Raw genomic sequence first — 22,450 nt, forward strand, 5'->3', positions numbered from 1 at the left:
CACCGTAGACCCTGGCAGTCAAAAGTGTCGACGCGCTATTCGCCGTCGTGCCCAAGAACCGCTTATAGTAAAAGGGTGATCGAAGCCCGTCATCTGCGCGTGCTGCGCGCGGTCGCCGCCACCGGATCCTTCTCCGCCGCGGGACGCGAGCTGGGCTGCACTCAGCCCGCCGTCAGCCAGCAGATGAAGGCCCTGGAGACCTCCGTGGGCACGCCGCTGCTGGTGCGCAGCGGGCGGGAGATGCGCCTGACCCAGGCGGGCGAGGCGCTGGTGCGGCACGCCGCCGGGATCCTCGCCGGGCTCACCGCGGCAGAGGAGGAGGTCGCCGCGATAGCGGGCCTGCGGGCCGGACGGGTGCGGCTGGTGTCCTTCCCGAGCGGCAGCTCCACCCTCGTCCCCACCGCCCTGGCCGCGCTGCGCGCCGCGCACCCCGGTACCCGGGTCTCCCTGGAGGAGGCGGAGCCGCCCCGGTCGGTGCGGCTGCTGCGTGAGGGGGACTGCGACATCGCGCTCGCCTTCCGGTACGAGGGCGCGTCGGGTGCCGAGGAATGGGACGACCTCGTCGTGCGGCCGCTGCTCACCGACCCGCTGGTCGGGCTCGTGCCCGAGGGGCACCGGCTGGCCGGCGCGGCGTCCGTGCCCATCGCCGAACTCGCCGACGAGCCCTGGATCGCGGGCTGCCCGCGCTGTCGCGGTCAGCTGGTCGAGGTGTGCGAGGGTGCCGGTTTCACGCCCCGGATCGATTTCGCCACGGACGACTATCCGGCGGTGGTCGGACTGGTGGGCGCGGGGCTCGGTGTGGCCGTCCTGCCGCAGCTGGCGATCGAGTCGGTGCGGCCGAGGGGCGCGCGGACGGTGGCGCTGGAACCGGCGGTGCGGCGGGAGGTCGTCGCGCTGACCCTGCCGGACCTGGCGCAGGTGCCGGCCGTGGCGGCGACGCTGGACCAGCTGGGGCGGGCGGCGGCGCGCTGACGCGCTGAACGGGCTGGGGCACGGCCGAGGGCACGCGCGCGCGTGCCCCTTGTTCTGTGCGGTGTGCGGATGTCCGTCCGGGCGTGCGGACGGGGTGCGCGGTTCGTTTGTGGAGAAACGTTCCTTCAGGTGTTCGAAGCGGTGGTTCCGCTCGCCGTCGACGCCGGCACCAGCCGGTGGCGCGCCCGGCCCATGAGCTCTTCGCGCTCGTCCTCGGTCAACCCGCCCCACACGCCGTACGGTTCGCGTACGGCCAGCGCGTGAGCCGCGCACTGCGCGCGGACCGGGCACCTCATGCAGACCTCTTTGGCCGAGTTCTCACGAGCGCTCCGCGCCGCCCCGCGCTCGCCCTCCGGATGGAAGAAGAGCGAGCTGTCCACCCCGCGACAGGCCGCGAGGAGCTGCCAGTCCCACAGGTCCGCGTTCGGTCCGGGAAGGCGGGAGAAATCTGCCATTGCGTGACCCCTTGTAGCCGTTCTGACGGATACGGTGCCCACGACCGTACATCTACGATCTAAGGAGATGAAAATATGACTCATTGCGAATCTAGCCTCAGACATCACCAGATGGGAAGAAATAGGGCTAAATGGGGCATGGTTGTGATGAAAGCTTGAGAGTCTGCCGCGCGCGTCTGCATCGTGTTCGAGCCCTCACGTAGAGTGCCGAAGATGGCACACGGCTCCGTAACCCTTTCGAGTGACCGTCGTTGAGAGGGCGGAGGCGGTTGAAAACACAAGCGCTCGGGCAGGTGTCCGAGACGGTCGACCGCACAGGTGACGATTTCGTACCAGCCTGGAGGCTCAAGGTGACGTGCATCAGCTGCGGAGGGCGGCCATGACTTCCGTCCTCGTCTGCGACGACTCCCCGCTTGCCCGAGAGGCGCTTCGCCGGGCGGTCGCGACCGTGCCCGGCGTGGAGCGTGTGACGACGGCGGCCAACGGCGAGGAAGTCCTCCGCCGCTGGGGTGCCGACCGCTCGGACCTGATCCTGATGGACGTGCGCATGCCCGGTCTGGGCGGCGTCGAGACCGTGCGGCGGCTGCTGTCCGCCGACCCCGGAGCGCGCATCATCATGCTCACCGTCGCCGAGGACCTGGACGGCGTGGCCCTCGCGGTCGCCGCCGGTGCCCGCGGCTACCTGCACAAGGACGCCTCCCGCGCGGAGCTGAGGGCCACCGTGACGCAGGCCCTCGCCGACCCCACCTGGCGGCTGGCCCCGCGCCGGCTGCGCTCCGCCGAGATGGGCGCCGCGCCCACCCTCACCGCGCGGGAGATCCAGGTCCTGGAAGGCATGAGCCACGGTCGCTCCAACGCCGAGATCGGCCGCGAGCTGTTCCTCTCCGAGGACACCGTCAAGACCCACGCCCGCCGGCTCTTCAAGAAGCTCGGCGCCTCGGACCGGGCCCACGCGGTGGCGCTCGGCTTCCGCTGGGGCCTGGTGCGCTGACCGACCGCCCGGCCGGCTCGTACGGCACGCGGCCGACCGGTGGCGCCGGCGGTCCGTGCGGCGCTCCGCGCGGGGCGAGGGACACCCGGACGCCCGGTGGACCGTGCGGCCCGCGCCGGCCCGGCCGTGCGGTGGATGCGTACGGCGCGGGATCATCCAGCCGCGAGCGCGGAGGAGGGAGTCGACGCGATGGGGGCACCCCCCTGCGCCGGCCCTGCGGCGAGCCGGGCCCTCGCGGCGAGATGGGATCCCCGCGCCTGCCGGGAGGCCGAGCGGCGGGCCGCCGCCCCGGCCGGGGGCGCGCGACTCGCCGGGACGCCCCGCGAGCACGGCGCCCACGAACCCGGCACATGCCCCGGCCGTGCCCCGACGCGCCCCCGGCCCCGTCGGTCCGGCCCGCACCGTATGACCGCGCGGGGAAGCGCCCCGGCACCGGCCGGGGCGGGTTCTCCCGGTGCCCGCGCCCTGCGCGGCCGGCCGAGCGCGCTGAGGCGGGCACGCGTATCCCGGAGTAACCCCCCGCGACGCCGTGGCCGCTGGTCAACGCGTCGGGACGGCCGGCCGGCGGACGCCCGCTGCTCGTTTCGGCGCGGATGCCGCATCCTTGAGGTGTGGAGTTCCTCGGGGACGAGTCGGTCGAGCGGGAGGGGAGGGCGCAGGGGATGAGTTCCGGCGCACCTGCTCATAACGCTTCGGTGCACAACGACGGACGCGGTGCCGCGGATCGCGCGGCCGCAGGGCACGATGGACCGATGCGCGACGACGAGGCGGTCACGGCTCCCGGGCCGATCGGCGCACTCGTGCACCGCGCCGTCGACGGGGACGAGCAGGCCACGCACGATCTGCTCGCCCACGTCCACCCGCTCGCGCTGCGCTACTGCCGCACCCGGCTGTCCCGGCTGCCGGGTGACGCCCGGCACTTCGTGGAGGACCTGGCGCAGGAGGTCTGCGTCGCCGTGCTGCTCGCCCTGCCGCGCTACCGGGACACCGGCCGCCCGTTCGAGGCGTTCGTGTTCGCCATCGCCGCGCACAAGGTCGCCGACCTCCAGCGGGCCGCGATGCGGCACCCGGGTTCGACGGCGGTGCCCTCGGACGAGATGCCCGAGCGGCCCGACGACTCCCTGGGGCCCGAGGAGCGCGCGCTGCTCAGCAGCGACGCCGAATGGGCCAAGAAGCTGCTGGCCAACCTGCCGGAGAACCAGCGCGAGCTGCTGCTGCTGCGGATCGCGGTGGGGCTCACGGCGGAGGAGACCGGCCAGATGTTGGGAATGTCACCCGGGGCCGTCCGGGTCGCCCAGCACCGCGCCCTGAGCAGGCTGCGCGCGCTCGCCGAGCAGTAGGCGGCCGCCGCCCGTACCCAGCCCGTTCACGGCCCCCGCCGAACGGGCCGGACCGTCTCCCCGTATGAAGATACGAAGCTGGGGGCCGCCCCGAACCGTGGAATGAGACGGCCGTTTATCCCGTTAGCATGGACATCCGCACCGATCAAGGCCATTTGGGGAAGGTGTCATGACTGCCAACGTCGACGGAGTGCCCGGAAAATTCGCGACACTCGGGCTGACCTACGACGACGTGCTGCTGCTGCCGGGCCCGTCGGACATGGCACCCGACGAGATCGACACCGCCTCGTACGTCTCCAAGAACGTCCGGGTGAACATCCCGCTGCTGTCCGCCGCAATGGACAAGGTGACCGAGTCCCGCATGGCGATCGCGATGGCCCGCCAGGGCGGTGTCGGCGTGCTGCACCGCAACCTGTCCATCGAGGACCAGGCCAACCAGGTCGACCTCGTCAAGCGCTCCGAGTCGGGCATGGTGACCGACCCGATCACCATCCACCCGGACGCCACGCTCGCCGAGGCCGACGCGCTGTGCGCGAAGTTCCGCATCAGCGGCGTCCCGGTCACGGACGGCGACAAGAAGCTGCTCGGCATCGTCACCAACCGCGACATGGCCTTCGAGACCGACCGCGCCCGCCGGGTGCGTGACGTCATGACGCCGATGCCGCTGGTCACCGGCAAGGTCGGCATCTCCGGCCCGGACGCCATCGAGCTGCTGCGCAAGCACAAGATCGAGAAGCTGCCGCTGGTCGACGACGAGGGCGTCCTCAAGGGCCTGATCACGGTCAAGGACTTCGTCAAGGCGGAGAAGTACCCGAACGCCGCGAAGGACGCCGAGGGCCGCCTGATCGTGGGCGCCGCCGTCGGTGTCGCCGGCGACGCCTTCGAGCGCGCCCAGGCGCTCATCGAGGCCGGTGTCGACTTCATCGTCGTCGACACCGCGCACGGCCACTCCCGCCTGGTCGGCGACATGATCGCCAAGATCAAGTCGAACTCCTCCGGCGTCGACGTCATCGGCGGCAACGTCGCCACCCGGGACGGCGCCCAGGCCCTGGTCGACGCGGGCGCGGACGGCATCAAGGTCGGGGTCGGCCCCGGCTCCATCTGCACCACCCGCGTGGTCGCCGGCGTCGGCGTCCCGCAGGTCACCGCCATCTACGAGGCCGCGCTGGCGGCCCGCGCGGCGGGTGTCCCGGTCATCGGCGACGGCGGCCTGCAGTACTCCGGCGACATCGCCAAGGCCCTGGTCGCGGGCGCCGACACGGTGATGCTCGGCTCGCTGCTCGCGGGCTGCGAGGAGTCGCCGGGCGAGCTGATGTTCATCAACGGCAAGCAGTTCAAGTCGTACCGCGGCATGGGCTCGCTGGGCGCCATGCAGTCCCGCGGCGACCGCAAGTCGTTCTCCAAGGACCGCTACTTCCAGGAGGGTGTCGCCTCCGACGAGCAGCTGATCCCCGAGGGCATCGAGGGCCAGGTGCCCTACCGCGGCCCGCTGTCCTCCGTGGTCCACCAGCTCGTGGGCGGCCTGCGCCAGTCGATGTTCTACGTCGGCGGCAAGACCGTGCCGGAGCTCCAGGAGCACGGCCGGTTCGTGCGGATCACCTCCGCCGGGCTCAAGGAGAGCCACCCGCACGACATCCAGATGACGGTCGAGGCGCCGAACTACAGCCGCAGCAAGTAGGCACCGCGCTCGGCAGGGGCGGCTCCGGGAACTCCGGGGCCGCCCTCGCCGTACCCGTCGGGGATACTGGAAGGCGCTGAAACGCATCAGGGAAAGGCCACACACGTGACTGAGATCGAGATCGGGCGCGGCAAGCGCGGCCGCCGGGCGTACGCCTTCGACGACATCGCCGTCGTCCCCAGCCGCCGTACGCGGGACCCGAAGGAGGTCTCGATCGCCTGGCAGATCGACGCCTACCGCTTCGAGCTGCCCTTCCTGGCGGCCCCCATGGACTCGGTCGTCTCGCCGGCCACGGCGATCCGGATCGGTGAGCTGGGCGGCCTCGGCGTGCTCAACCTCGAGGGCCTGTGGACGCGGTACGAGGACCCGCAGCCGCTGCTGGACGAGATCGTCGGCCTCGACGCCGAGACGGCCACCCGCCGGCTCCAGGAGATCTACGCGGCTCCCATCAAGGAGGAGCTGATCGGGCAGCGCATCAAGGAGGTGCGCGACTCGGGCGTGGTCACCGCGGCCGCGCTCTCCCCGCAGCGCACGGCGCAGTTCTCCAAGGCCGTGGTGGACGCGGGTGTGGACATCTTCGTCATCCGCGGCACGACGGTCTCCGCGGAGCACGTCTCCGGTTCGCACGAGCCGCTGAACCTGAAGCAGTTCATCTACGAGCTGGACGTCCCGGTGATCGTCGGCGGCTGCGCCACGTACACCGCCGCCCTGCACCTGATGCGCACCGGCGCGGCGGGCGTGCTGGTCGGCTTCGGCGGCGGCGCCGCGCACACCACGCGGAACGTGCTGGGCATCCAGGTGCCGATGGCGACCGCCGTGGCGGACGTGGCGGCGGCCCGCCGGGACTACATGGACGAGTCCGGCGGCCGGTACGTGCACGTCATCGCGGACGGCGGCGTCGGCTGGTCCGGCGACCTGCCCAAGGCGATCGCCTGCGGCGCCGACGCGGTCATGATGGGCTCCCCGCTGGCCCGCGCGACGGACGCGCCCGGCCAGGGCCACCACTGGGGCATGGAGGCGGTGAACGAGGAGCTGCCGCGCGGCAAGAAGGTGGGCCTCGGCACGGTCGGCACCATCGAGGAGATCCTGACCGGTCCGTCCCACACGCCGGACGGCTCGATGAACTTCTTCGGCGCCCTGCGCCGCGCCATGGCCACCACCGGCTACAGCGAGCTGAAGGAGTTCCAGCGCGTCGAGGTCACGGTCGCGGACTCGCAGCACAGCCGCTGACCAGCCGTACGCACGGGAAGGGCCCGTCCACCGCGCGGTGGACGGGCCCTTCGCGGGTCCGCGCGGGCACCCGTCAGGCGGCCGCCTTCTTCGCGCCCGAGAACGCCACGAAGGCGCCGATGGCGAGGAACAGGAAGGTCATGGCGTCGGCCGTCTCCTTCCAGCCCTCGGTGATGAGGTCGAAGTGGTCGACGAACATCTCGGTGAAGGACAGGCCGGCCAGGTCGGCGCCGATGGCGGCGATGCCGATCAGCTGGCCGAGGTAGACCGCGCCGAGCGAGAGGACCGCGCTGATCACCGGCAGCACGGGGTTCGAGCCGCCGATCCGGCCGGCCGCGAGGCCGACGAGGAAGCCGACGCCGACGGCCGCGTAGCCGATCTCGTACTCGGTGGCGCCGACGATCGCGCCGTACACGCCCGCGGTGACCAGGGCCACGACGACGGCCGCGACCACGCCGAGGACCACGTTGCCGCGCGGCGGGGCGACCGGGGCCGGCGGAACGGCGCCCGGCTGCTGGGCGAACGGGTTGCCGTCGGTCGGCTGCGGCGGAAGTGACTGGGTCATGACAGGAATCCCCCCACGGGACGGTGTACGAGCAGAAGTCCGCGCACTGCTGTGCGACGAGGACGCCGAAGATTAACAGGCGCACCGACTCCGGCCACCAGCCATTTCGCGCGCGGGCACCGCCTCAGAGCCGGTGCGCGGCGCCCGTCGGGGTCGCCCCCCGGGTGTCCAGCAGCAGCTGTGCCTTCACCGACAGTCCCTGGAGGTCGTACGTCCGGTGCTGCTGGAGCAGGATCGTCAGGTCGGCGTCGGCGGCCGCCTCGTAGAGGGAGTCCGCGCGGGGCACCGGGCGGTCCAGGACGCTCCAGGAGGGCACGTAGGGGTCGTGGTAGCTCACGGACGCGCCCAGCTCCATCAGCCGCACCGCGATCTCCCGCGCGGGGGTGCCCTGCCGGTCGCCCAGGTCGGGCTTGTAGGCGACGCCGAGCAGCAGCACGCGGGCGCCGCGCGCCGACTTGCCGTGCTCGTTGAGCAGCGCGGCGGCCCGCTGGACGACGTACCGGGGCATCTGGTCGTTGACCTGCCGGGCCAGCTCCACCATGCGCAGCCCGCGTCCCGCGCGGCCGACGAGGTCCTGCGGTACGGCGTGGCCGCCGACGCCGGGGCCGGGGCGGAACGCCTGGAAGCCGAACGGCTTGGTCTCCGCGCAGCGGATCACGTCCCACAGGTCGACGCCCAGGTCGTGGCAGAGCACGGCCATCTCGTTGACCAGGGCGATGTTCACGTGCCGGAAGTTGGTCTCCAGGAGCTGCACCGCCTCCGCCTCGCGGGTCCCGCGCGCGCGGACCACCTTGTCGGTGAGCCGGCCGTAGAAGGCGGCGGCGGACTCGGTGCAGGCGGGCGTGAGGCCGCCGATCACCTTGGGGGTGTTGGCCGGGGTGAAGGCGCGGTTGCCGGGGTCGACCCGGCTGGGGGAGTAGGCGAGGTGGAAGTCGCGTCCCGCGCGCAGGCCCGAGCCCTCCTCCAGCAGCGGGCGCAGGAAGTCCTCCGTGGTGCCCGGGAGCACCGAGGACTCCAGGATGACCGTGGTGTGCGGGCGCAGCCGCGGGGCGAGGGTGCGCGCGGCCGTCTCCACCTGGCCGAGGTCGAGCCCGCCGTCGGCGGCGCGCGGGGTGGGCGCGCAGATGACCGCGGTGCGCACCCGGCCCAGCTCGGCGGGGCCGCCGGCGTGCCGGAAGCCCCCCGAGAGCATCCGGCGCAGTTCGGCGGGGCTGAGGGAGCCCGGCTCCGGACCGGTCCTGTAGCCGACGGTGGGGATGCCGGCGGCGACGGCGGCCTGGGCCAGCGGCAGGCCGAGCGGGCCGAGTCCGATGACGGCGAGATCTGCGGGCATGGCGTGGGCCGTCCTTCCCAGTAACCGAAGCGGGGCAGGTGCGCAAGCCGTGTGGACAGAACGAGCGAGCGCAATGTCAGACTAGGAGTAAATATGACCGATTTGTGGGATTGACGGCCCGAGTTTCGGTGAGTGTTTCCGTGAGGGTTGTCCACAGGCTGGGGGCGAGTGGTGGCTGAAGTCGGGCATGCCGGTCAGAATCTGGGCAGAGGCATACCGAGCCGGGCTCGCCCCACGGGTGCGGCCGACGCGACGCGATGAGCGGGAGGCAGCGGTGAGGACAGGGACCCTGGGGCCGGCGCAGCGCGCCGAGTCACTGGCATCGATGGCCGAGCGCGAGCTGGACGTGCTGGTCGTGGGGGCCGGTGTGGTCGGCGCGGGCACCGCGCTGGACGCCGCCACCCGCGGACTGTCCACCGGCCTGGTGGAGGCGCGTGACTGGGCGTCGGGCACGTCGAGCCGGTCCAGCAAGCTGATCCACGGCGGACTGCGCTACCTGGAGATGCTCGACTTCGCGCTCGTGCGCGAGGCGCTGAAGGAGCGCGGGCTGCTGCTGGAGCGGCTGGCCCCGCACCTGGTCAAACCGGTGCCGTTCCTCTACCCCCTCCAGCACAAGGGCTGGGAGCGGCTCTACGCGGGCTCCGGCGTCGCGCTCTACGACGCCATGTCGATGGCCCGCGGCCACGGCCGGGGGCTGCCCCTGCACCGGCACCTGAGCCGCCGTCACGCCCTGCGCGTCGCCCCCTGTCTGAAGAAGGACGCCCTGGTCGGTGCGTTGCAGTACTACGACGCACAGATGGACGACGCCCGTTTCGTGGCCACCTTGGTGCGCACCGCCGTCGCGTACGGCGCGAAGGCCGCCAACCGCGCCCGGGTGACCGGCTTCCTGCGCGAGGGCGAACGGGTCGTCGGCGCGCGCGTGCAGGACGTCGAGGGCGGCGGGGAGTACGAGATCCGCGCCAAGCAGATCGTCAACGCCACCGGTGTCTGGACCGACGACACCCAGGCGATGGTGGGGGAGCGCGGCCGCTTCCACGTCCGCGCCTCCAAGGGCATCCACCTCGTCGTGCCCAAGGACCGCATCCACTCCACCACCGGGCTCATCCTGCGCACCGAGAAGTCCGTGCTCTTCGTCATCCCCTGGGGGCGGCACTGGATCGTCGGCACCACCGACACCGACTGGGACCTGGACAAGGCCCACCCCGCCGCCTCCAGCGCCGACATCGACTACCTGCTGGAGCACGTCAACGCGGTCCTCGCGGTGCCCCTCACCCGCGACGACGTGGAGGGGGTCTACGCGGGTCTGCGCCCGCTGCTGGCCGGCGAGTCCGACGCCACGAGCAAGCTCTCGCGGGAGCACACCGTCGCCCACCCGGTGCCGGGGCTGGTCGTCGTGGCGGGCGGCAAGTACACGACGTACCGGGTCATGGCCAAGGACGCGGTCGACGAGGCCGTGCACGGCCTGGACCTGCGGGTCGCCGAGTGTGTCACCGAGGACGTCCCGCTGCTCGGCGCCGAGGGCTACCGCGCGCTGTGGAACGCGCGGGCGCGCACGGCCCAGCGCACCGGGCTCCATGTCGCGCGCGTGGAGCACCTGCTGAACCGGTACGGCTCCCTGGCGGAGGAGGTGTTCGAGCTCATCGCCGCCGACTCCTCGCTGGGCGACCCGCTGCCGGGCGCCGAGGACTATCTGCGCGCCGAGATCGTCTACGCCGCCTCGCACGAGGGCGCCCGCCACCTGGACGACGTGCTGACCCGGCGCACCCGGATCTCCATCGAGACCTTCGACCGGGGCACCCGCTGCGCCCACGAGGCCGCCGGGCTGATGGCGCCGGTCCTGGGCTGGGACGAGGACCAGGTCGATCGCGAGGTGCAGCACTACGAGAAGCGCGTGGAGGCCGAACGCGAGTCGCAGCGCCAGCCGGACGACCTCACGGCCGACGCGGCCCGGCTGGGCGCGCCGGACATCGTTCCGCTGTAGGCCCCGGCCCGTACCGCCCCGCCCCGCCCTCCCCACCCGGCCCGTCCCGATGGGCCCGTTCCGCCCGATGCAGCCGCGCGATCTGAGAAGCCCTCAAACCCGTGTACTCCGGCTGTTTCGCCGCGGTACACCGGCTGTTTCACCCGAACGAGTGGCGCGAATCGGGATCTCTGTTCGGAACCACCTCGTTCTACGGGTGCGGGGACCAAACTCCGCGACGCGCGGGGCGGGGAGCCACCCTGGGCGTCGGGCACTTGTCGGGTGAGGGACAATGGAGGCTCTGTCAGGGCGGGTTGCATGAGGGGACGCATGTCGGAGGCGGAGCGGGCGGGAACATCTCGTCAGGAGACTCGTCAGGACAACAGCGAGCGTCTCCTCGCCGGGCGGTACCGGCTGGGAGACGTGCTCGGCCGCGGCGGCATGGGCACGGTCTGGCGGGCCGTGGACGAGACCCTGAGCCGGACGGTCGCCGTCAAGGAGCTGCGGTTCCCGTCGAACATCGACGAGGAGGAGAAGCGCCGGCTGATCACGCGCACGCTGCGCGAGGCCAAGGCCATCGCACGCATCCGCAACACCAGCGCGGTGACGGTCTACGACGTGGTCGACGAGGACGACCGCCCGTGGATCGTGATGGAACTGGTCGAGGGCAAGTCGCTCGCCGAGGTCATCCGCGAGGACGGCCTGCTGGAGCCCCGCCGCGCCGCCGAGGTCGGCCTCGCCATCCTCGACGTGCTGCGCTCCGCGCACCGTGAGGGCATCCTGCACCGTGACGTGAAGCCGTCCAACGTGCTCATCGCCGACGACGGACGGGTGGTGCTCACCGACTTCGGCATCGCCCAGGTCGAGGGCGACCCGTCCATCACCTCCACCGGCATGCTCGTCGGCGCCCCCTCGTACATCTCCCCGGAGCGCGCCCGCGGCCACAAGCCCGGCCCCGCGGCCGACCTGTGGTCCCTCGGCGGCCTGCTCTACGCGGCGGTGGAGGGCACCCCGCCGTACGACAAGGGGTCCGCGATCGCCACGCTCACCGCGGTGATGACGGAACCCCTGGAGGAGCCGAAGAACGCGGGACCGCTCCGGGACGTCATCTACGGCCTGCTCACCAAGGACCCCGCCCAGCGGCTCGACGACGCGGGCGCGCGGGCGATGCTCAAGGCCGTGATCAACGCCCCCGACCGGAAGCCGGCCGAGCCGGAGGGCCCGGCCGACGCCACCAGGGTCGTACCGCTGCCGGTGCAGCCCGACGCCCCCGGGGCCACCGGGAGCAGGCGCGGCGAGGAAGCGGCCGAGCGGCTGCGCGGCGCCCTGCGCTCCGCGCGCAAGGCCGCGGTCGCGGCGGGCACCGCGGCGACGGCCCGCGGCGCCTCCGGCACCAACCCGCCGGCCGGCTCCCCGGCGGGCACCTCGACCGGCGGCCCGGCCACGGCGGCCCCCGCCTCGGCGCACCGGACGGGCGCGCCCGGCACGGCGAGCGGCGCCGCGAACAGCGGCTCCGGCGGCCGGGGTTCGGGCTGGCCCGTGATGACCCCGCCGGACCTGCCCCCGCGGCCCGTGCCCCGGGCGCCGCTCACCGACGTGGTGCCCCGGCGGACCCTGATCGTCATCGCGGTCGCCGTGGTCGTCGCGGTGCTCGGTGTCGTGCTGGCCCTCACGCTCGGCGGTGACGAGGGCCCCGGCCAGTCCCGCACGGGCGGCGACAAGGCGGCCGGGGCGAGCCGGGAGCCCGGCACCAGGAACGACCCGAGCGGCGGCGTGCGCACCGACGGCGCGGCGACCGGGTCGGCCGGCGCGACACCGGACGGCACGCCCAGCGCCGCGGAGACCGACGGGGCCACCGGCCCGGCCGCCTCACCCGGCGGCCGGGAGGACTCGGGGAAGGGTTCCGGCAAGGACGCGGGCAAGGGCGACGGCACCACCGCCGCGGCCACCCACCGGGGTGCGCAGGGCTACTCGATCGGCCTGCCCAAGGGCTGGAAGTACCAGTCGTCCGACGCGGCCGGCGACCGCTTCACCGGCCCCGACGGCCAGAAGCTGCTCATCGGCTGGACCACCACGCCCAAGAGCGACCCGGTCGCGGACTGGAAGAACCAGGAGCGCTACATGGTGCGCTCGCAGTACGACCGCATCCGCATAGAGAAGGTGGGCTACCGCGGCTGGAACGCCGCCGACTGGGAGTTCACCTACGTGGACGGCGGCGTCAGGTACCGGACGGTCGACCGCGGTTTCGTCGTCGACGACGACCAGGGCTACGCGCTGATGTACACGGCGAAGGCCGCCAAGTGGGGCAGCGAGTCGCGCAGGACCACCTGGCAGACGCTGACGAAGACCTTCGAACCCAAGGACTGACCGGCACCGCGGTCGGTTTCCGGAGGGGATATCTCCCATCCCCTCGGTGCGGGTTGCCTCCGGCACGTATCGTGAGTGCTTGCGAACCACGCGCATCCGGAACCGACGTGTCCCTACCGGTCGCAACGGGACGCCGGACGAACGGAACTGACAGCAGGGCGGCCGGGGGAGGCAACGTGGACGACTACGCGGGACGAGTCCTCGCCGACCGCTACCGCCTGCCCCTGCCCCCGGCCGACGCGTACGAACTCACCGAGACCCGCGCCTTCGACACCTACAGCGGACAGGAAGTCCTCGTCCGCCAGGTGCCGTTGCCCGAGGTCGTCGAGGCCGAGGTGCTGGACGCCGAAGGGCTGCCCGAGGGCTTCACGGCCCGTGACCGCGCGGGCCGGCGGCCGGCCCCGGCAGGCGCGGGCGCCGTGCGGCGGCCGGCCGATCCGGCGGTGCGACGCGCGGTCGAGGCCGCGCAGGCCGCGGCCCGCATCCCCGACCATCCCCGGCTCGACCAGGTCTTCGACGTGTTCGCCGAAGGCGGGTCGCTGTGGATAGTCAGCGAACTGGTGCCCGCCCGGCCGCTGTCGGCGCTGCTCGCCGAGCAGCCGCTGACGCCGTACCGGGCGGCCGAGGTCGCCTCCGACGTCCTCATGGCCCTGCGGGTGCTGCACGCCCACGGCTGGGTGCACCGCAACATCACCGCCCGCACGGTCCTCGTCTGTGACGACGGCCGGGTCATGCTGACCGGTCTCGCCGTCGGCGCGGCCGAGGAGGCACTGTGCGGGTACGATCCGGTGCCGCCCGAGGAGACTGCCGGGGACGACGGCCCCGCCGACGCGCCCTGGAACGGCGGAAGCGGTCCGGCAGGCGGCCCCGCGGCCGAGGCGCCGGGCGGCGGACGCGCAGCGCTCCCCGGCCCGGCCGGCGGCTCGCCGGGCACCGACCCCGAGGCCGCGCGCCGCGCCGCCATCGAGGCACGGGCGGCCGGCCGGCCGCCCGGCACGGCACCGGCCGGCCCCGGCACACCGGGCGGCTCCACCGTGCCCGCCCGCAGGACACCGGAGAGCGGCGAGGACGTCCGGGCCGCACGGGCCGGGGCCATCGCCGCCTACCGCGCGGGTGCCCGCGCCGCCGCCCGGGTCCACGAGGCCCAGCACAGCGACCGCCCCGCCCTGCCCGGCGCCCGCCGCGCCCCCGGCGCCGCCGCCCCGGCCGAGGCGGCCGGTGCCCCGGACGCGCCCCGCACACCCGGCGACACCGCCTCCCCGCCGGGCCGGATCGCCGACCCCTACGGCGTGGGCCCGGCCCCGTGGCACGGCGCGGCCCCCCGCCCGGACCGCTCCCCGGACGGCGCCCGGCCCGCGACCGACGGCCCGTCCCCGGACGGCGCCCGGCCCGAGGGCCACGCCCGGCAGCCCGGCGCCCGGCAGACACCACCGCCGCACGGCCGTACGTCCCTTCCGCCGGGCGGCGAGGAACCGGCGGCCGGCGGCCGCTGGGACGAGCTCGTTGCCGCCGCACCCGCGCGTCGCGGTCCGGGCACGGCACTCGTCGCCGAGCGGGCCCGGCAGGCCCGGATGGCCGTGGTCGGCCCGGTGACCGAGCGCTGGGCGCCCGAGCAGGCCGGGCCGGTGCACGAGAACTGGCAGCTGGCACCGCCCATCGGCCCCGCCACCGACCTGTGGGCGCTGGGCGCGCTGCTCTTCCGCGCGGTCCAGGGCCACGCCCCGTACCCCGAGGAGTCGACCGCCGAGCTGGTGGAGCTGGTGTGCTCCGAGCCGCCCGCCTTCGCCGAGGAGTGCGGCCCGCTGCGCCCGGTGGTCGAGTCGCTGCTGCGGCAGGACCCCACCGAACGGCTGGACTTCGAGGAACTGCGCGGCTGGCTGCGTTCCCTGGTGCGCTCGGCACCCGAGCCGGAGGCCGGCGTCCACGTCGTCGCCGCGCCCCCCGCCGGCACCGGCCGGCTGCCCGTCATACGCCGCCGGGGCGAGCTGGTGCGCAGGCGGCGCGCCGGTCTGCCCGTGCACCACGGACGCCACAAACGCGGCAAGGAGAAGGCGCGTTCGCCGCGGAGCCTCGGCCGGGCCCTGCTCCTGCTGGTGCTGCTCGGACTGGGTGCGGCGATCGCGTACGCGATGCTGTTCATGCCGAAGGCCGGGCAGACCGGCGGAGCGGACAGGACCGAGCGGACGGGTGCGGCCGGACAAGTGGGCGAGGAGCCCGGGCGGACGCCCGACGCGAGCGGTGAGCCCACCCCCGACGGGGGCAGCCCGGCCTCCGGTGAACCGTCCGCCAACGACCCCTCGGGATCGGCCGGTTCCACCCACACCCAGACCACCGGACCCGAGGTCGCGGACGGCTTCGCCCTGCGGACCGACCAGGAGGGCTTCCGGGTCGCCGTCGCCGAGGGCTGGCAGCGCACCCCGAAGAACGGCAGCGGACAGATCGTGTACGCCAGGGGCGACTTCGAGCTGATCGTCGTGCCCGGGCGGGACGCCGCCGACGAGTACGGGGACGATCCGATGGCCTACCAGCGCGAGCGCGAGCCGGAGTTGCGGCCGTACCGGGAGTCGACCTGGGCCAGCGCCACCGGCCTCAAGTCGATCCAGGTCGGCGGCCGGACCATGGCCGAGGGGCAGTACACCTGGACCGGCGAGGACGGCGGCGAACTGTTCGTGCGCAACCTCGCGATCCTCGTCGACGGCCGTTATCACGTGCTGCAACTGCGCGGCCCGGAGTCGGAGCGCGACGAGGTGACCCGGCTGTACGAACAGGCGGCGGCGACCTACCAGGTCACCGGCTGAACACCCACCCGTGAAACGGAGTTGGCCCAGGTGTCACCGGGGTCGGCCGAACGGTTCCCGTCCGTCACCGAAAGCGACAACCGTCACAGTGCGGTCTCCGTGGCGTCCCCGCGGTTCCCCGATGGGGGACCGCTCCTTACGCTGACCCTGTCAAGACCATTGCGGGGAAACGTGAATCAGATGCAGGGCCTGCTCCTCGGGGGCCGCTACCGGCTCGACGGCGCCATCGGCAGCGGCGGCATGGGCCGGGTATGGCGCGCCCACGACGAGGTGCTCCACCGGTCCGTCGCCATCAAGGAGTTGACCGCGGCCCTCTACGTCTCCGAAAGCGACCGGGCCGTCCTGCTGGCCCGCACCCGCGCCGAGGCGCGCGCAGCGGCGCGGATCAACCACTCCGCGGTCGTCACCGTGCACGACGTGCTCGAACACGACGGCCGCCCCTGGATCGTGATGGAACTCGTCGAGGGCCGGTCGCTCGCCGACGCCGTCAAGGCGGACGGCCGGGTCGAACCCGCAGAGGCCGCCCGGATCGGACTGTGGGTGCTGCGCGCCCTGCGCGCCGCGCACACCGCCGGAGTCCTGCACCGCGACGTCAAGCCCGGCAACGTCCTGCTCGCCCACGACAGCCGGGTACTGCTCACCGACTTCGGCATCGCGCAGATCGAGGGCGACACCACCATCACCCGCACCGGCGAGGTCGTCGGCTCGGTCGACTACCTCGCCCCCGAGCGCATCCGCGGCCACGACCCGGGCCCGGCATCCGACCTGTGGGCGCTCGGCGCGACGCTGTACACGGCCGTCGAGGGCACCTCGCCGTTCCGCCGCACCTCCCCGCTGTCCACCATGCAGGCCGTCGTCGAGGAGGCACTCCCCGAGGCCCGCCAGGCCGGACCGCTCTCACCCGTCATCGCGGCGCTGCTGCGCAAGGACCCCGCCGCCCGGCCCGGCTCGGAGGAGGCCGAGCGGCTGCTCGCCGAGGCGGCCGAGGGACGCCGCCCGCAGGTCGCGGCGTACTCGGTGCCCCGTCCGGTGGGGCCCCGCCCGGCGGTGGCCGACACGCGCGCCCACACCCGGCCGGACGCCACCGCGCCCGCCGTCCCCGCGCCCCGGCGGCGCCGGCTGCGGACGGTGGCGCTGGTCGTCGCCTTCGCCGCGGTCGTCGGCGGGGGCACCGCGGCGGCCTGGCAGACCTGGGGCGGCGGCGCCCGTACCGGCCACTCCGCCCCGCCGCACCCCACCGACGACGGCGCGGACAGCGGCGCGGCCAACGGCGGCGACAGCGGCGGGGGCTCCACGGCGTCCCTGCCCGACGGCTGGGTCCGGGTCGAGGACCCGGTGGGTTTCAGCCTCTCCGTGCCGGGCGAGGACTGGGAACGCAGTGTCTACGGCGACGACGGCCAGCTCACCCAGGTCGACTACTCGCCCGACGGCGGAGTGCATCTGCTGCGCATCGGGGTCGACCGCTCGCCGGACTTCGACAACGCCTACGACCACCAGGTCGACCTGGAGCAGCAGGTGCGGCGGCTCGCCGAGTACCGGCGGGTCGCGCTGGCGGACGAGGTGTACCGGGACCGTGAGGGCGCCCGGTGGGAGTACACCTGGACCGCGCTGGAGACGGACCCCGGCCCGTACGTCGGCCCGCGCCGCGCCGTCGACCTGATGTACCTCAGCCGCGACGGCGTCGAGTACGCCATCTACATGTCCGGACCGGCAGCCGACTGGGAGACCACCCGGCAGCAGTTCGACACGGTGCTGCGCGGCTGGCGGCCGGGCCACGGCTGACCGGCCGGCGTGATGGGCGGCGTGGCCGGCCCCTGTGGCCGGGCACCGTGACGCGACCCGGCTGACGGACCGTCGGTTGTCGGCCAACCTGCGGCTTCATCCCCGGAGGGGGCGGCTCCGGCTGGGGCATCATGGGCTCATGAGCACCGAGCGGACGGACGGCCGGGTGATCGCGGGGCGGTACCGGCTGGAGGCGTTGCTCGGACGCGGCGGCATGGGGCTCGTCTGGCGGGCCACCGACCAGCTGCTCCGGCGCCGGGTGGCGGTGAAGGAGATCGCCCAGGACGCCTCGCTCTCCCCGGAGGAATCGCGGCGCCAGTGCGACCGCATCCTGCGCGAGGCCCGCGCGGTGGCCCGGCTGAGCCATCCGCACGTCATCGTCGTGCACGACGTGGTGGTGCACGACGAACGCCCGTACATCGTCATGGAGCTGATCGACGGCGGCTCCCTCGCCGACCGCATCTCCGCCCAGGGCCCCGTCGACGCGCACGAGGCCGCGCGGATCGGTGTGCACCTGCTCGGCGCGCTGCGCACCGCGCACGCGGCCGGAGTCCTGCACCGCGACCTCAAGCCGGCCAACGTGCTGATCGAGTCCGGCACCGGGCGTGTCGTCCTCACCGACTTCGGGGTCGCCCAGGTGCCGGGCGCCGCCACGCTCACCGAGTCCGGCTCGTTCGTCGGCTCACCCGAGTACACCGCGCCGGAGCGGATGTCCGGGGCCGGCACCGGCCCGGCCTCCGACCTGTGGTCGCTGGGCGTGCTGCTGTGCACGGTGCTCAGCGGCCGGTCGCCGTTCCACCGGGACACCCTGGGCGGCATCCTGCACGCGGTGGTGGACGACGAGATCCGGCCGCCCCAGGAGGCGGCGCCGCTGTTGCCCGTCGTGGCGGGCCTGCTGGAGCGCGACCCGGAGCGGCGGCTGGACGCGGCGCAGGCCGAACGGATGCTGCGGGCGTTCCGCGAGACGGGGCGGATGCCACCGCCGCGCGGGACCGGGCGCACCCCGCGCGACCGGCTGGTGACCGCGCTGCTGGTCGCCGCGATGGCGGCGGCGGGGGTCTCCGCCGCCGCGCTGCTGATGACCGGTGGGGGAGGCGACGGCGGTGACCCCTCGCCGGGCCCGACGCCGAGCGTGACGGTGACGGCGACGGTCACCCCGTCGGTCTCCGCCAGCATCCGGGTGAACGGGAGATAAGCCGCACCACGGGTCACGGCTCTGTGACCGCCCGCCCTCCCCGGTGGCTGCGTCGGTGTCCGGCGCGATATGCATGAAGTCATGAGCGACAACGGGGGAGCCCGCTACGGGGCTGACGAGCAGACCAGCTTCGAGCTGCAACCACCGCGACCGCCGCGTCCGGAGCAGCCGCCTGCCGGGGTGTCACCCGCGGTGCGGCAGCCGTCCGTCGGCGGTGAGCCCCCGCACCAGGGTGACCCCCACCCCGGCGTTCCGCGGCCGCACCAGGCCGTCCCGCACCCCGGCAATCCGTACGCCGCGCCCGTCCAGGCCGACCCGCGGGAGCAGCCGCACCACCCCGCCCAGCAGGCACAGCAGCCCGCCGCCGATCCCGGCACCGGGCGGCTGATCGCCGGCCGCTACCGTCTGCTGGCCAGACTGGGGCACGGCGGCATGGGCACGGTCTGGCGGGCCGAGGACGAGACGGTGGGCCGCGAGGTCGCCGTGAAGGAGCCGCGCGTCCCGGACCACCTTCCCGAGCGGGAACGCGCCAACGCCTTCGAGCGGATGCGCCGCGAAGCGCGCGCCGCGGCCCGGCTGGACCACCCGGCGGTGGTCGACGTGCACGACGTGGCCGTGGTCGACGGCCGGCCGTGGATCGTGATGGAGCTGGTGCGGGGACGTTCCCTCGGCGACGTCCTGCGGGAGGGCACGCTGGGCGCGCGCGAGGCGGCCCGCATCGGCCTGGAGGTGCTCGGCGCGCTGGAGGCCGCGCACGCCGCCGGCATCCTCCACCGCGACGTCAAGCCGGACAACGTCCTGCTCGGCCGGTACGACCGGGTCGTGCTCACCGACTTCGGCATCGCCCAGATCGAGGGCGAGACCAATCTGACCGACACCGGCGGCTTCGTCGGCTCGCCGGAGTACATCGCCCCGGAGCGGGTGCTCGGCCGGCGTCCCGGCCCGGCGGCGGACCTCTGGTCGCTGGGCGTCGTGCTGTACACCGCGACCGAGGGCGTCTCCCCGTTCCGCCGCAGCAACACCCCGGCCACCCTCCAGGCCGTCCTCAACGCCACCCCGGCGCCGCCCGCCTCCGCCCAGGGCCCGCTCGCCGACGCCATCAACGGCCTGCTGCGCAAGGACCCGGCGCACCGGCCGGACGCCGCACAGGTCCGCGCCCTGCTGGAGGCGGCGGCGAACCCGCCGGCGCCCGCGCCGACGCAGGTCGTCACCGTCACCCGCGACGCCGCTCCCCGGGGCGGTGTCCGGATCGGCCGCAGGACACTGGCCGCACTCGGCGCGGTGGTCGTCGCGGCGGCGGTGGCGGCGTACCTGGTGGTCGCCGAGCCGTTCGCCGGGCCGTTGCCGGACGGCTGGCGGACGCATCAGGTCAAGGCGCTGGGCGCCACGCTGGCCGTGCCCGAGACCTACATCCGCACCCTGCCGGAGGAGACCGACGACGACCACTGGGTGACGTACTCGGACCCGAGCGACGCCATCTGGATCCGCCTCGACCTCGACAGGAAGGCGGAGGACACGACCGGCGAGATCGCGGGCTCCGCCGAGGCGGAGATGTACGACGACGAGGCCGGCTTCGAGGAGACCGGCGACTACGAGGTCGACATGCCGAAGGGGCCCAGGACCGCACCGGTCGACGACGCCACGTACCGGGGCCGCCCGGCCGCCGAGAACACGATCACCTACGTCACCGACGACACGGAGCGCCCCCGGCCCCGCGAGATGCGGATCTTCTACTACCGGACCAAGGGCGGCGACATGTACAAGCTCACCGTCAGCTATCCGGGCAAGGGCGACTTCACGGAGCGGGGACGCGAGGTGGCCAGGACGGCCATCGCGCAGCTGGAGATCGACAGCCTCTGAAGCCGCGTCGGCGACCGGCCGGCGCACGGGGGCGGGCAGGGGGCGTCAGGACGCCGGCGCCGGGGCGCCGGGATCGGGGCGCCGGGTCAGGGTGCGGGCAGCAGCGGGGATCGGGGCGCCGGGACCAGGGCGCGGGGAACAAGGGCACGGGGCATCGGACATGGGTGACGCGGGTGGGCGGCGGCCGCACGGGGAGCGGGTGGTCGGCGGGCGCTACCGGCTGGTCGAGCGGATCGGCTCCGGCGGGATGGGTACCGTCTGGCGGGCCCACGACGAGCTGGTGAGCCGCGAGGTCGCCGTCAAACAGCCCCGTCTGCCCGGCGATCCCGAGGACGAGGTCCACCGCCGGGCCGTCCGGCGCCTCCGTCGCGAGGCCCGCGCCGCCGCCCGCGTCGACCACCCGTCCGCCGTCGCCGTCCACGACGTCGTCGAGGAGGACGGACTGCCGTGGATCGTCATGGAGCTGGTGCGCGGCGAGTCGCTGCACGAGGTGCTGCGGCGCGGTCCGCTGGAGCCCGCCGAGGCCGCCCGGATCGGCCTCGCGGTCCTCGGTGCGCTGCGCGCGGCGCACGCCGCCGGGATCGTGCACCGCGATGTGAAACCCGCCAACGTGCTGCTCGGCCGGCACGGCCGGGTCGTCCTCACCGACTTCGGCATCGCACACGTCCAGGGCGAGGACTCCCTCACCGCCAGCGGGGAGTTCGTGGGCTCGCTGGAGTTCGTCGCCCCCGAGCGGATGTCCGGCCGCGGCGCGGGCCCGTCCTCCGACCTGTGGTCGCTCGGCATCCTGCTGTACGCCGCCGTCGAGGGCTGGTCGCCCTTCCGCCGTACGGCGCCGGCGTCGACGCTCGCCGCCATCCTGACCGCGGAGCTGCCCGAGCCGCGGCGGGCCGGGCCCCTCGGCCCGCTCCTGGTCCGCCTGCTGGAGAAGGACCCCGCCGCGCGCCCGGACGCGGCGGGGACCGCGGCGGCACTGGAGTCGGCGGCGCGCGAGGCGAAGCCGGGGGAACGGCCGCGGAGGTGGCCGGCGCCGTCGCAGGACCCCGCCGTCCAGGACGTCTCCGCGCTGGCGGAGTTCGGGGACGACATCGGGACGGTGCCGCTGGGGGCGGCTCCCGCACCGGCAGCCGTCGCGGCTCCCGGGCCCGCAGCCGTCGCGGCTCCCGGGCCCGCAGCCGTCGCGGCTCCCGCACCCGCAGCCGTCGCGGCTCCCGCACCCGCCGGCGGCCCCCGTGCCCGGCGCGCCCCGCACCACCGCGCCCTGCCCCTCGCCCTGCTCGGTGGTCTCCTGGCCGGTGCCGTCTGGTTCGGCGTCCCGCTGTTCACCGGCCCGGACGGCGGTGCCGTCCCCGATGACGCGAAGGGCACCTCGACCGGCCGCCCGGCCGCATCGTCCGCGCCCGGGGCCGGCCCCGGCGACGGGTCCGCCCCCGGCGGCTGGATCGCCCACCCGGAGAGGGAGATGGGCGTGACGCTCGCCCTTCCGCCCGGCTACGAGGAATTCGCCCGCCAGGGCAGCGCCGCCTTCCAGCCCCGAGTGGTGGAGTACGCCGCCGCCGACGGTCCCGTACAGGTCCGCCTGACGAAGTGGGACAGAGCGCCCGGATCGCCGCTCGGCCAGGCGAGACAGCACGCGGCGACCTTCGAGTTCTTCGGCGACGCGCACACGCGGTACACCCCCACCCGCTTCCAGGGCCGGGAGGCGGTGCGGTCGGACAGCACCTACGGCGACGAGGACCTGCGGAAGCGGGTCGTCGAACTGTTCGTCCGCACCGGCGACGGCGCTCTGTGGGAGCTGCGCGTCGAGATGCCCGAGGGCGGGGCGGAGGAGCGGGAGGGCATGGCGGTGTTCGCGGGGGCCCGTGACCGCCTCGGTCTCGCGACCTCGTCATCGCCCGCACAACACTCCTGATCAGCGCGTTTG

At 74.2% G+C, this 22,450-nt stretch carries 15 protein-coding genes; 12 read left to right on the forward strand and 3 right to left on the reverse strand.

Annotation, left to right across the window (positions count from 1 at the left end; all coding sequences use genetic code 11):
* Positions 1–75 precede the first annotated feature (75 nt).
* Entirely contained in the window at positions 76–972 is an 897-nt protein-coding gene (locus SGLAU_RS20220) for a LysR family transcriptional regulator (protein WP_043503395.1), read from the forward strand.
* Between the two features lie 125 nt (positions 973–1,097).
* On the opposite strand, the gene SGLAU_RS20225 is transcribed toward SGLAU_RS20220, so the two are convergent.
* Positions 1,098–1,427 carry a WhiB family transcriptional regulator gene (locus tag SGLAU_RS20225; protein ID WP_043503396.1) on the reverse strand — a complete coding sequence of 110 codons (330 nt, stop codon included), beginning with the start codon at positions 1,425–1,427 and terminating at the stop codon, positions 1,098–1,100.
* Between the two features lie 379 nt (positions 1,428–1,806).
* Here SGLAU_RS20225 and SGLAU_RS20230 point away from each other — a divergent pair, with 379 nt between their 5' ends.
* From SGLAU_RS20230 to SGLAU_RS20245, 4 genes are all read left to right on the forward strand, one after another.
* Entirely contained in the window at positions 1,807–2,418 is a 612-nt protein-coding gene (locus SGLAU_RS20230; protein ID WP_003948568.1) for a response regulator transcription factor, read from the forward strand.
* Between the two features lie 752 nt (positions 2,419–3,170).
* A complete protein-coding gene (locus SGLAU_RS20235; RefSeq protein ID WP_043503397.1) occupies positions 3,171–3,758 on the forward strand; it encodes a sigma-70 family RNA polymerase sigma factor in 588 nt (195 codons plus the stop codon).
* A 169-nt stretch (positions 3,759–3,927) separates the two neighbouring features.
* Positions 3,928–5,436, forward strand: a complete 1,509-nt coding sequence (gene guaB / locus SGLAU_RS20240) for an IMP dehydrogenase (protein WP_043503398.1) — start codon at positions 3,928–3,930, stop codon at positions 5,434–5,436.
* A 105-nt stretch (positions 5,437–5,541) separates the two neighbouring features.
* Positions 5,542–6,666, forward strand: a complete 1,125-nt coding sequence (locus SGLAU_RS20245; protein WP_043503401.1) for a GuaB3 family IMP dehydrogenase-related protein — start codon at positions 5,542–5,544, stop codon at positions 6,664–6,666.
* A gap of 73 nt (positions 6,667–6,739) precedes the next feature.
* On the opposite strand, the gene SGLAU_RS20250 is transcribed toward SGLAU_RS20245, so the two are convergent.
* Both SGLAU_RS20250 and SGLAU_RS20255 read right to left on the reverse strand, forming a co-directional pair.
* Positions 6,740–7,231: a hypothetical protein gene (locus SGLAU_RS20250; RefSeq protein ID WP_043503402.1), complete on the reverse strand. Its 492-nt coding sequence runs from the start codon at positions 7,229–7,231 to the stop codon at positions 6,740–6,742.
* Positions 7,232–7,355: 124 nt separating this feature from the next.
* A complete protein-coding gene (locus SGLAU_RS20255) occupies positions 7,356–8,564 on the reverse strand; it encodes a nucleotide sugar dehydrogenase (RefSeq protein WP_043503405.1) in 1,209 nt (402 codons plus the stop codon).
* A gap of 274 nt (positions 8,565–8,838) precedes the next feature.
* Here SGLAU_RS20255 and SGLAU_RS20260 point away from each other — a divergent pair, with 274 nt between their 5' ends.
* From SGLAU_RS20260 to SGLAU_RS20290, 7 genes are all read left to right on the forward strand, one after another.
* On the forward strand, positions 8,839–10,545 hold the full coding sequence (locus SGLAU_RS20260; protein ID WP_043503408.1) for a glycerol-3-phosphate dehydrogenase/oxidase: 1,707 nt from the start codon (positions 8,839–8,841) through the stop codon (positions 10,543–10,545).
* 309 nt (positions 10,546–10,854) lie between these two features.
* A complete protein-coding gene (locus tag SGLAU_RS20265) occupies positions 10,855–12,891 on the forward strand; it encodes a serine/threonine-protein kinase (protein ID WP_043503410.1) in 2,037 nt (678 codons plus the stop codon).
* 176 nt (positions 12,892–13,067) lie between these two features.
* A complete protein-coding gene (locus tag SGLAU_RS20270) occupies positions 13,068–15,689 on the forward strand; it encodes a protein kinase (RefSeq protein ID WP_043503413.1) in 2,622 nt (873 codons plus the stop codon).
* 180 nt (positions 15,690–15,869) lie between these two features.
* Positions 15,870–17,471: a serine/threonine-protein kinase gene (locus SGLAU_RS20275; protein ID WP_043503415.1), complete on the forward strand. Its 1,602-nt coding sequence runs from the start codon at positions 15,870–15,872 to the stop codon at positions 17,469–17,471.
* Between the two features lie 139 nt (positions 17,472–17,610).
* On the forward strand, positions 17,611–18,666 hold the full coding sequence (locus SGLAU_RS20280) for a serine/threonine-protein kinase (protein ID WP_043503418.1): 1,056 nt from the start codon (positions 17,611–17,613) through the stop codon (positions 18,664–18,666).
* Positions 18,667–18,747: 81 nt separating this feature from the next.
* A complete protein-coding gene (locus tag SGLAU_RS20285; protein WP_043503421.1) occupies positions 18,748–20,526 on the forward strand; it encodes a serine/threonine-protein kinase in 1,779 nt (592 codons plus the stop codon).
* A gap of 160 nt (positions 20,527–20,686) precedes the next feature.
* Positions 20,687–22,438: a serine/threonine-protein kinase gene (locus SGLAU_RS20290; protein ID WP_043503423.1), complete on the forward strand. Its 1,752-nt coding sequence runs from the start codon at positions 20,687–20,689 to the stop codon at positions 22,436–22,438.
* The last annotated feature ends 12 nt before the right edge of the window (positions 22,439–22,450 follow it).

The organism is Streptomyces glaucescens, from assembly GCF_000761215.1.
In the GTDB taxonomy this organism is placed as follows: Bacteria; Actinomycetota; Actinomycetes; order Streptomycetales; family Streptomycetaceae; genus Streptomyces; species Streptomyces glaucescens_B.

What these genes read in the sequence shown, in the direction of transcription:
- SGLAU_RS20230 (WP_003948568.1), top strand. Translation starts at nt 1,807, where the DNA reads ATGACTTCCGTCCTCGTCTGCGACGACTCCCCGCTTGCCCGAGAGGCG.
- SGLAU_RS20235 (WP_043503397.1), top strand. Translation starts at nt 3,171, where the DNA reads ATGCGCGACGACGAGGCGGTCACGGCTCCCGGGCCGATCGGCGCACTC.
- SGLAU_RS20275 (WP_043503415.1), top strand. Translation starts at nt 15,870, where the DNA reads ATGCAGGGCCTGCTCCTCGGGGGCCGCTACCGGCTCGACGGCGCCATC.
- SGLAU_RS20280 (WP_043503418.1), top strand. Translation starts at nt 17,611, where the DNA reads ATGAGCACCGAGCGGACGGACGGCCGGGTGATCGCGGGGCGGTACCGG.
- guaB (WP_043503398.1), top strand. Translation starts at nt 3,928, where the DNA reads ATGACTGCCAACGTCGACGGAGTGCCCGGAAAATTCGCGACACTCGGG.
- SGLAU_RS20290 (WP_043503423.1), top strand. Translation starts at nt 20,687, where the DNA reads ATGGGTGACGCGGGTGGGCGGCGGCCGCACGGGGAGCGGGTGGTCGGC.
- SGLAU_RS20225 (WP_043503396.1), bottom strand. Translation starts at nt 1,427, where the DNA reads ATGGCAGATTTCTCCCGCCTTCCCGGACCGAACGCGGACCTGTGGGAC.
- SGLAU_RS20265 (WP_043503410.1), top strand. Translation starts at nt 10,855, where the DNA reads ATGTCGGAGGCGGAGCGGGCGGGAACATCTCGTCAGGAGACTCGTCAG.
- SGLAU_RS20255 (WP_043503405.1), bottom strand. Translation starts at nt 8,564, where the DNA reads ATGCCCGCAGATCTCGCCGTCATCGGACTCGGCCCGCTCGGCCTGCCG.
- SGLAU_RS20250 (WP_043503402.1), bottom strand. Translation starts at nt 7,231, where the DNA reads ATGACCCAGTCACTTCCGCCGCAGCCGACCGACGGCAACCCGTTCGCC.
- SGLAU_RS20285 (WP_043503421.1), top strand. Translation starts at nt 18,748, where the DNA reads ATGAGCGACAACGGGGGAGCCCGCTACGGGGCTGACGAGCAGACCAGC.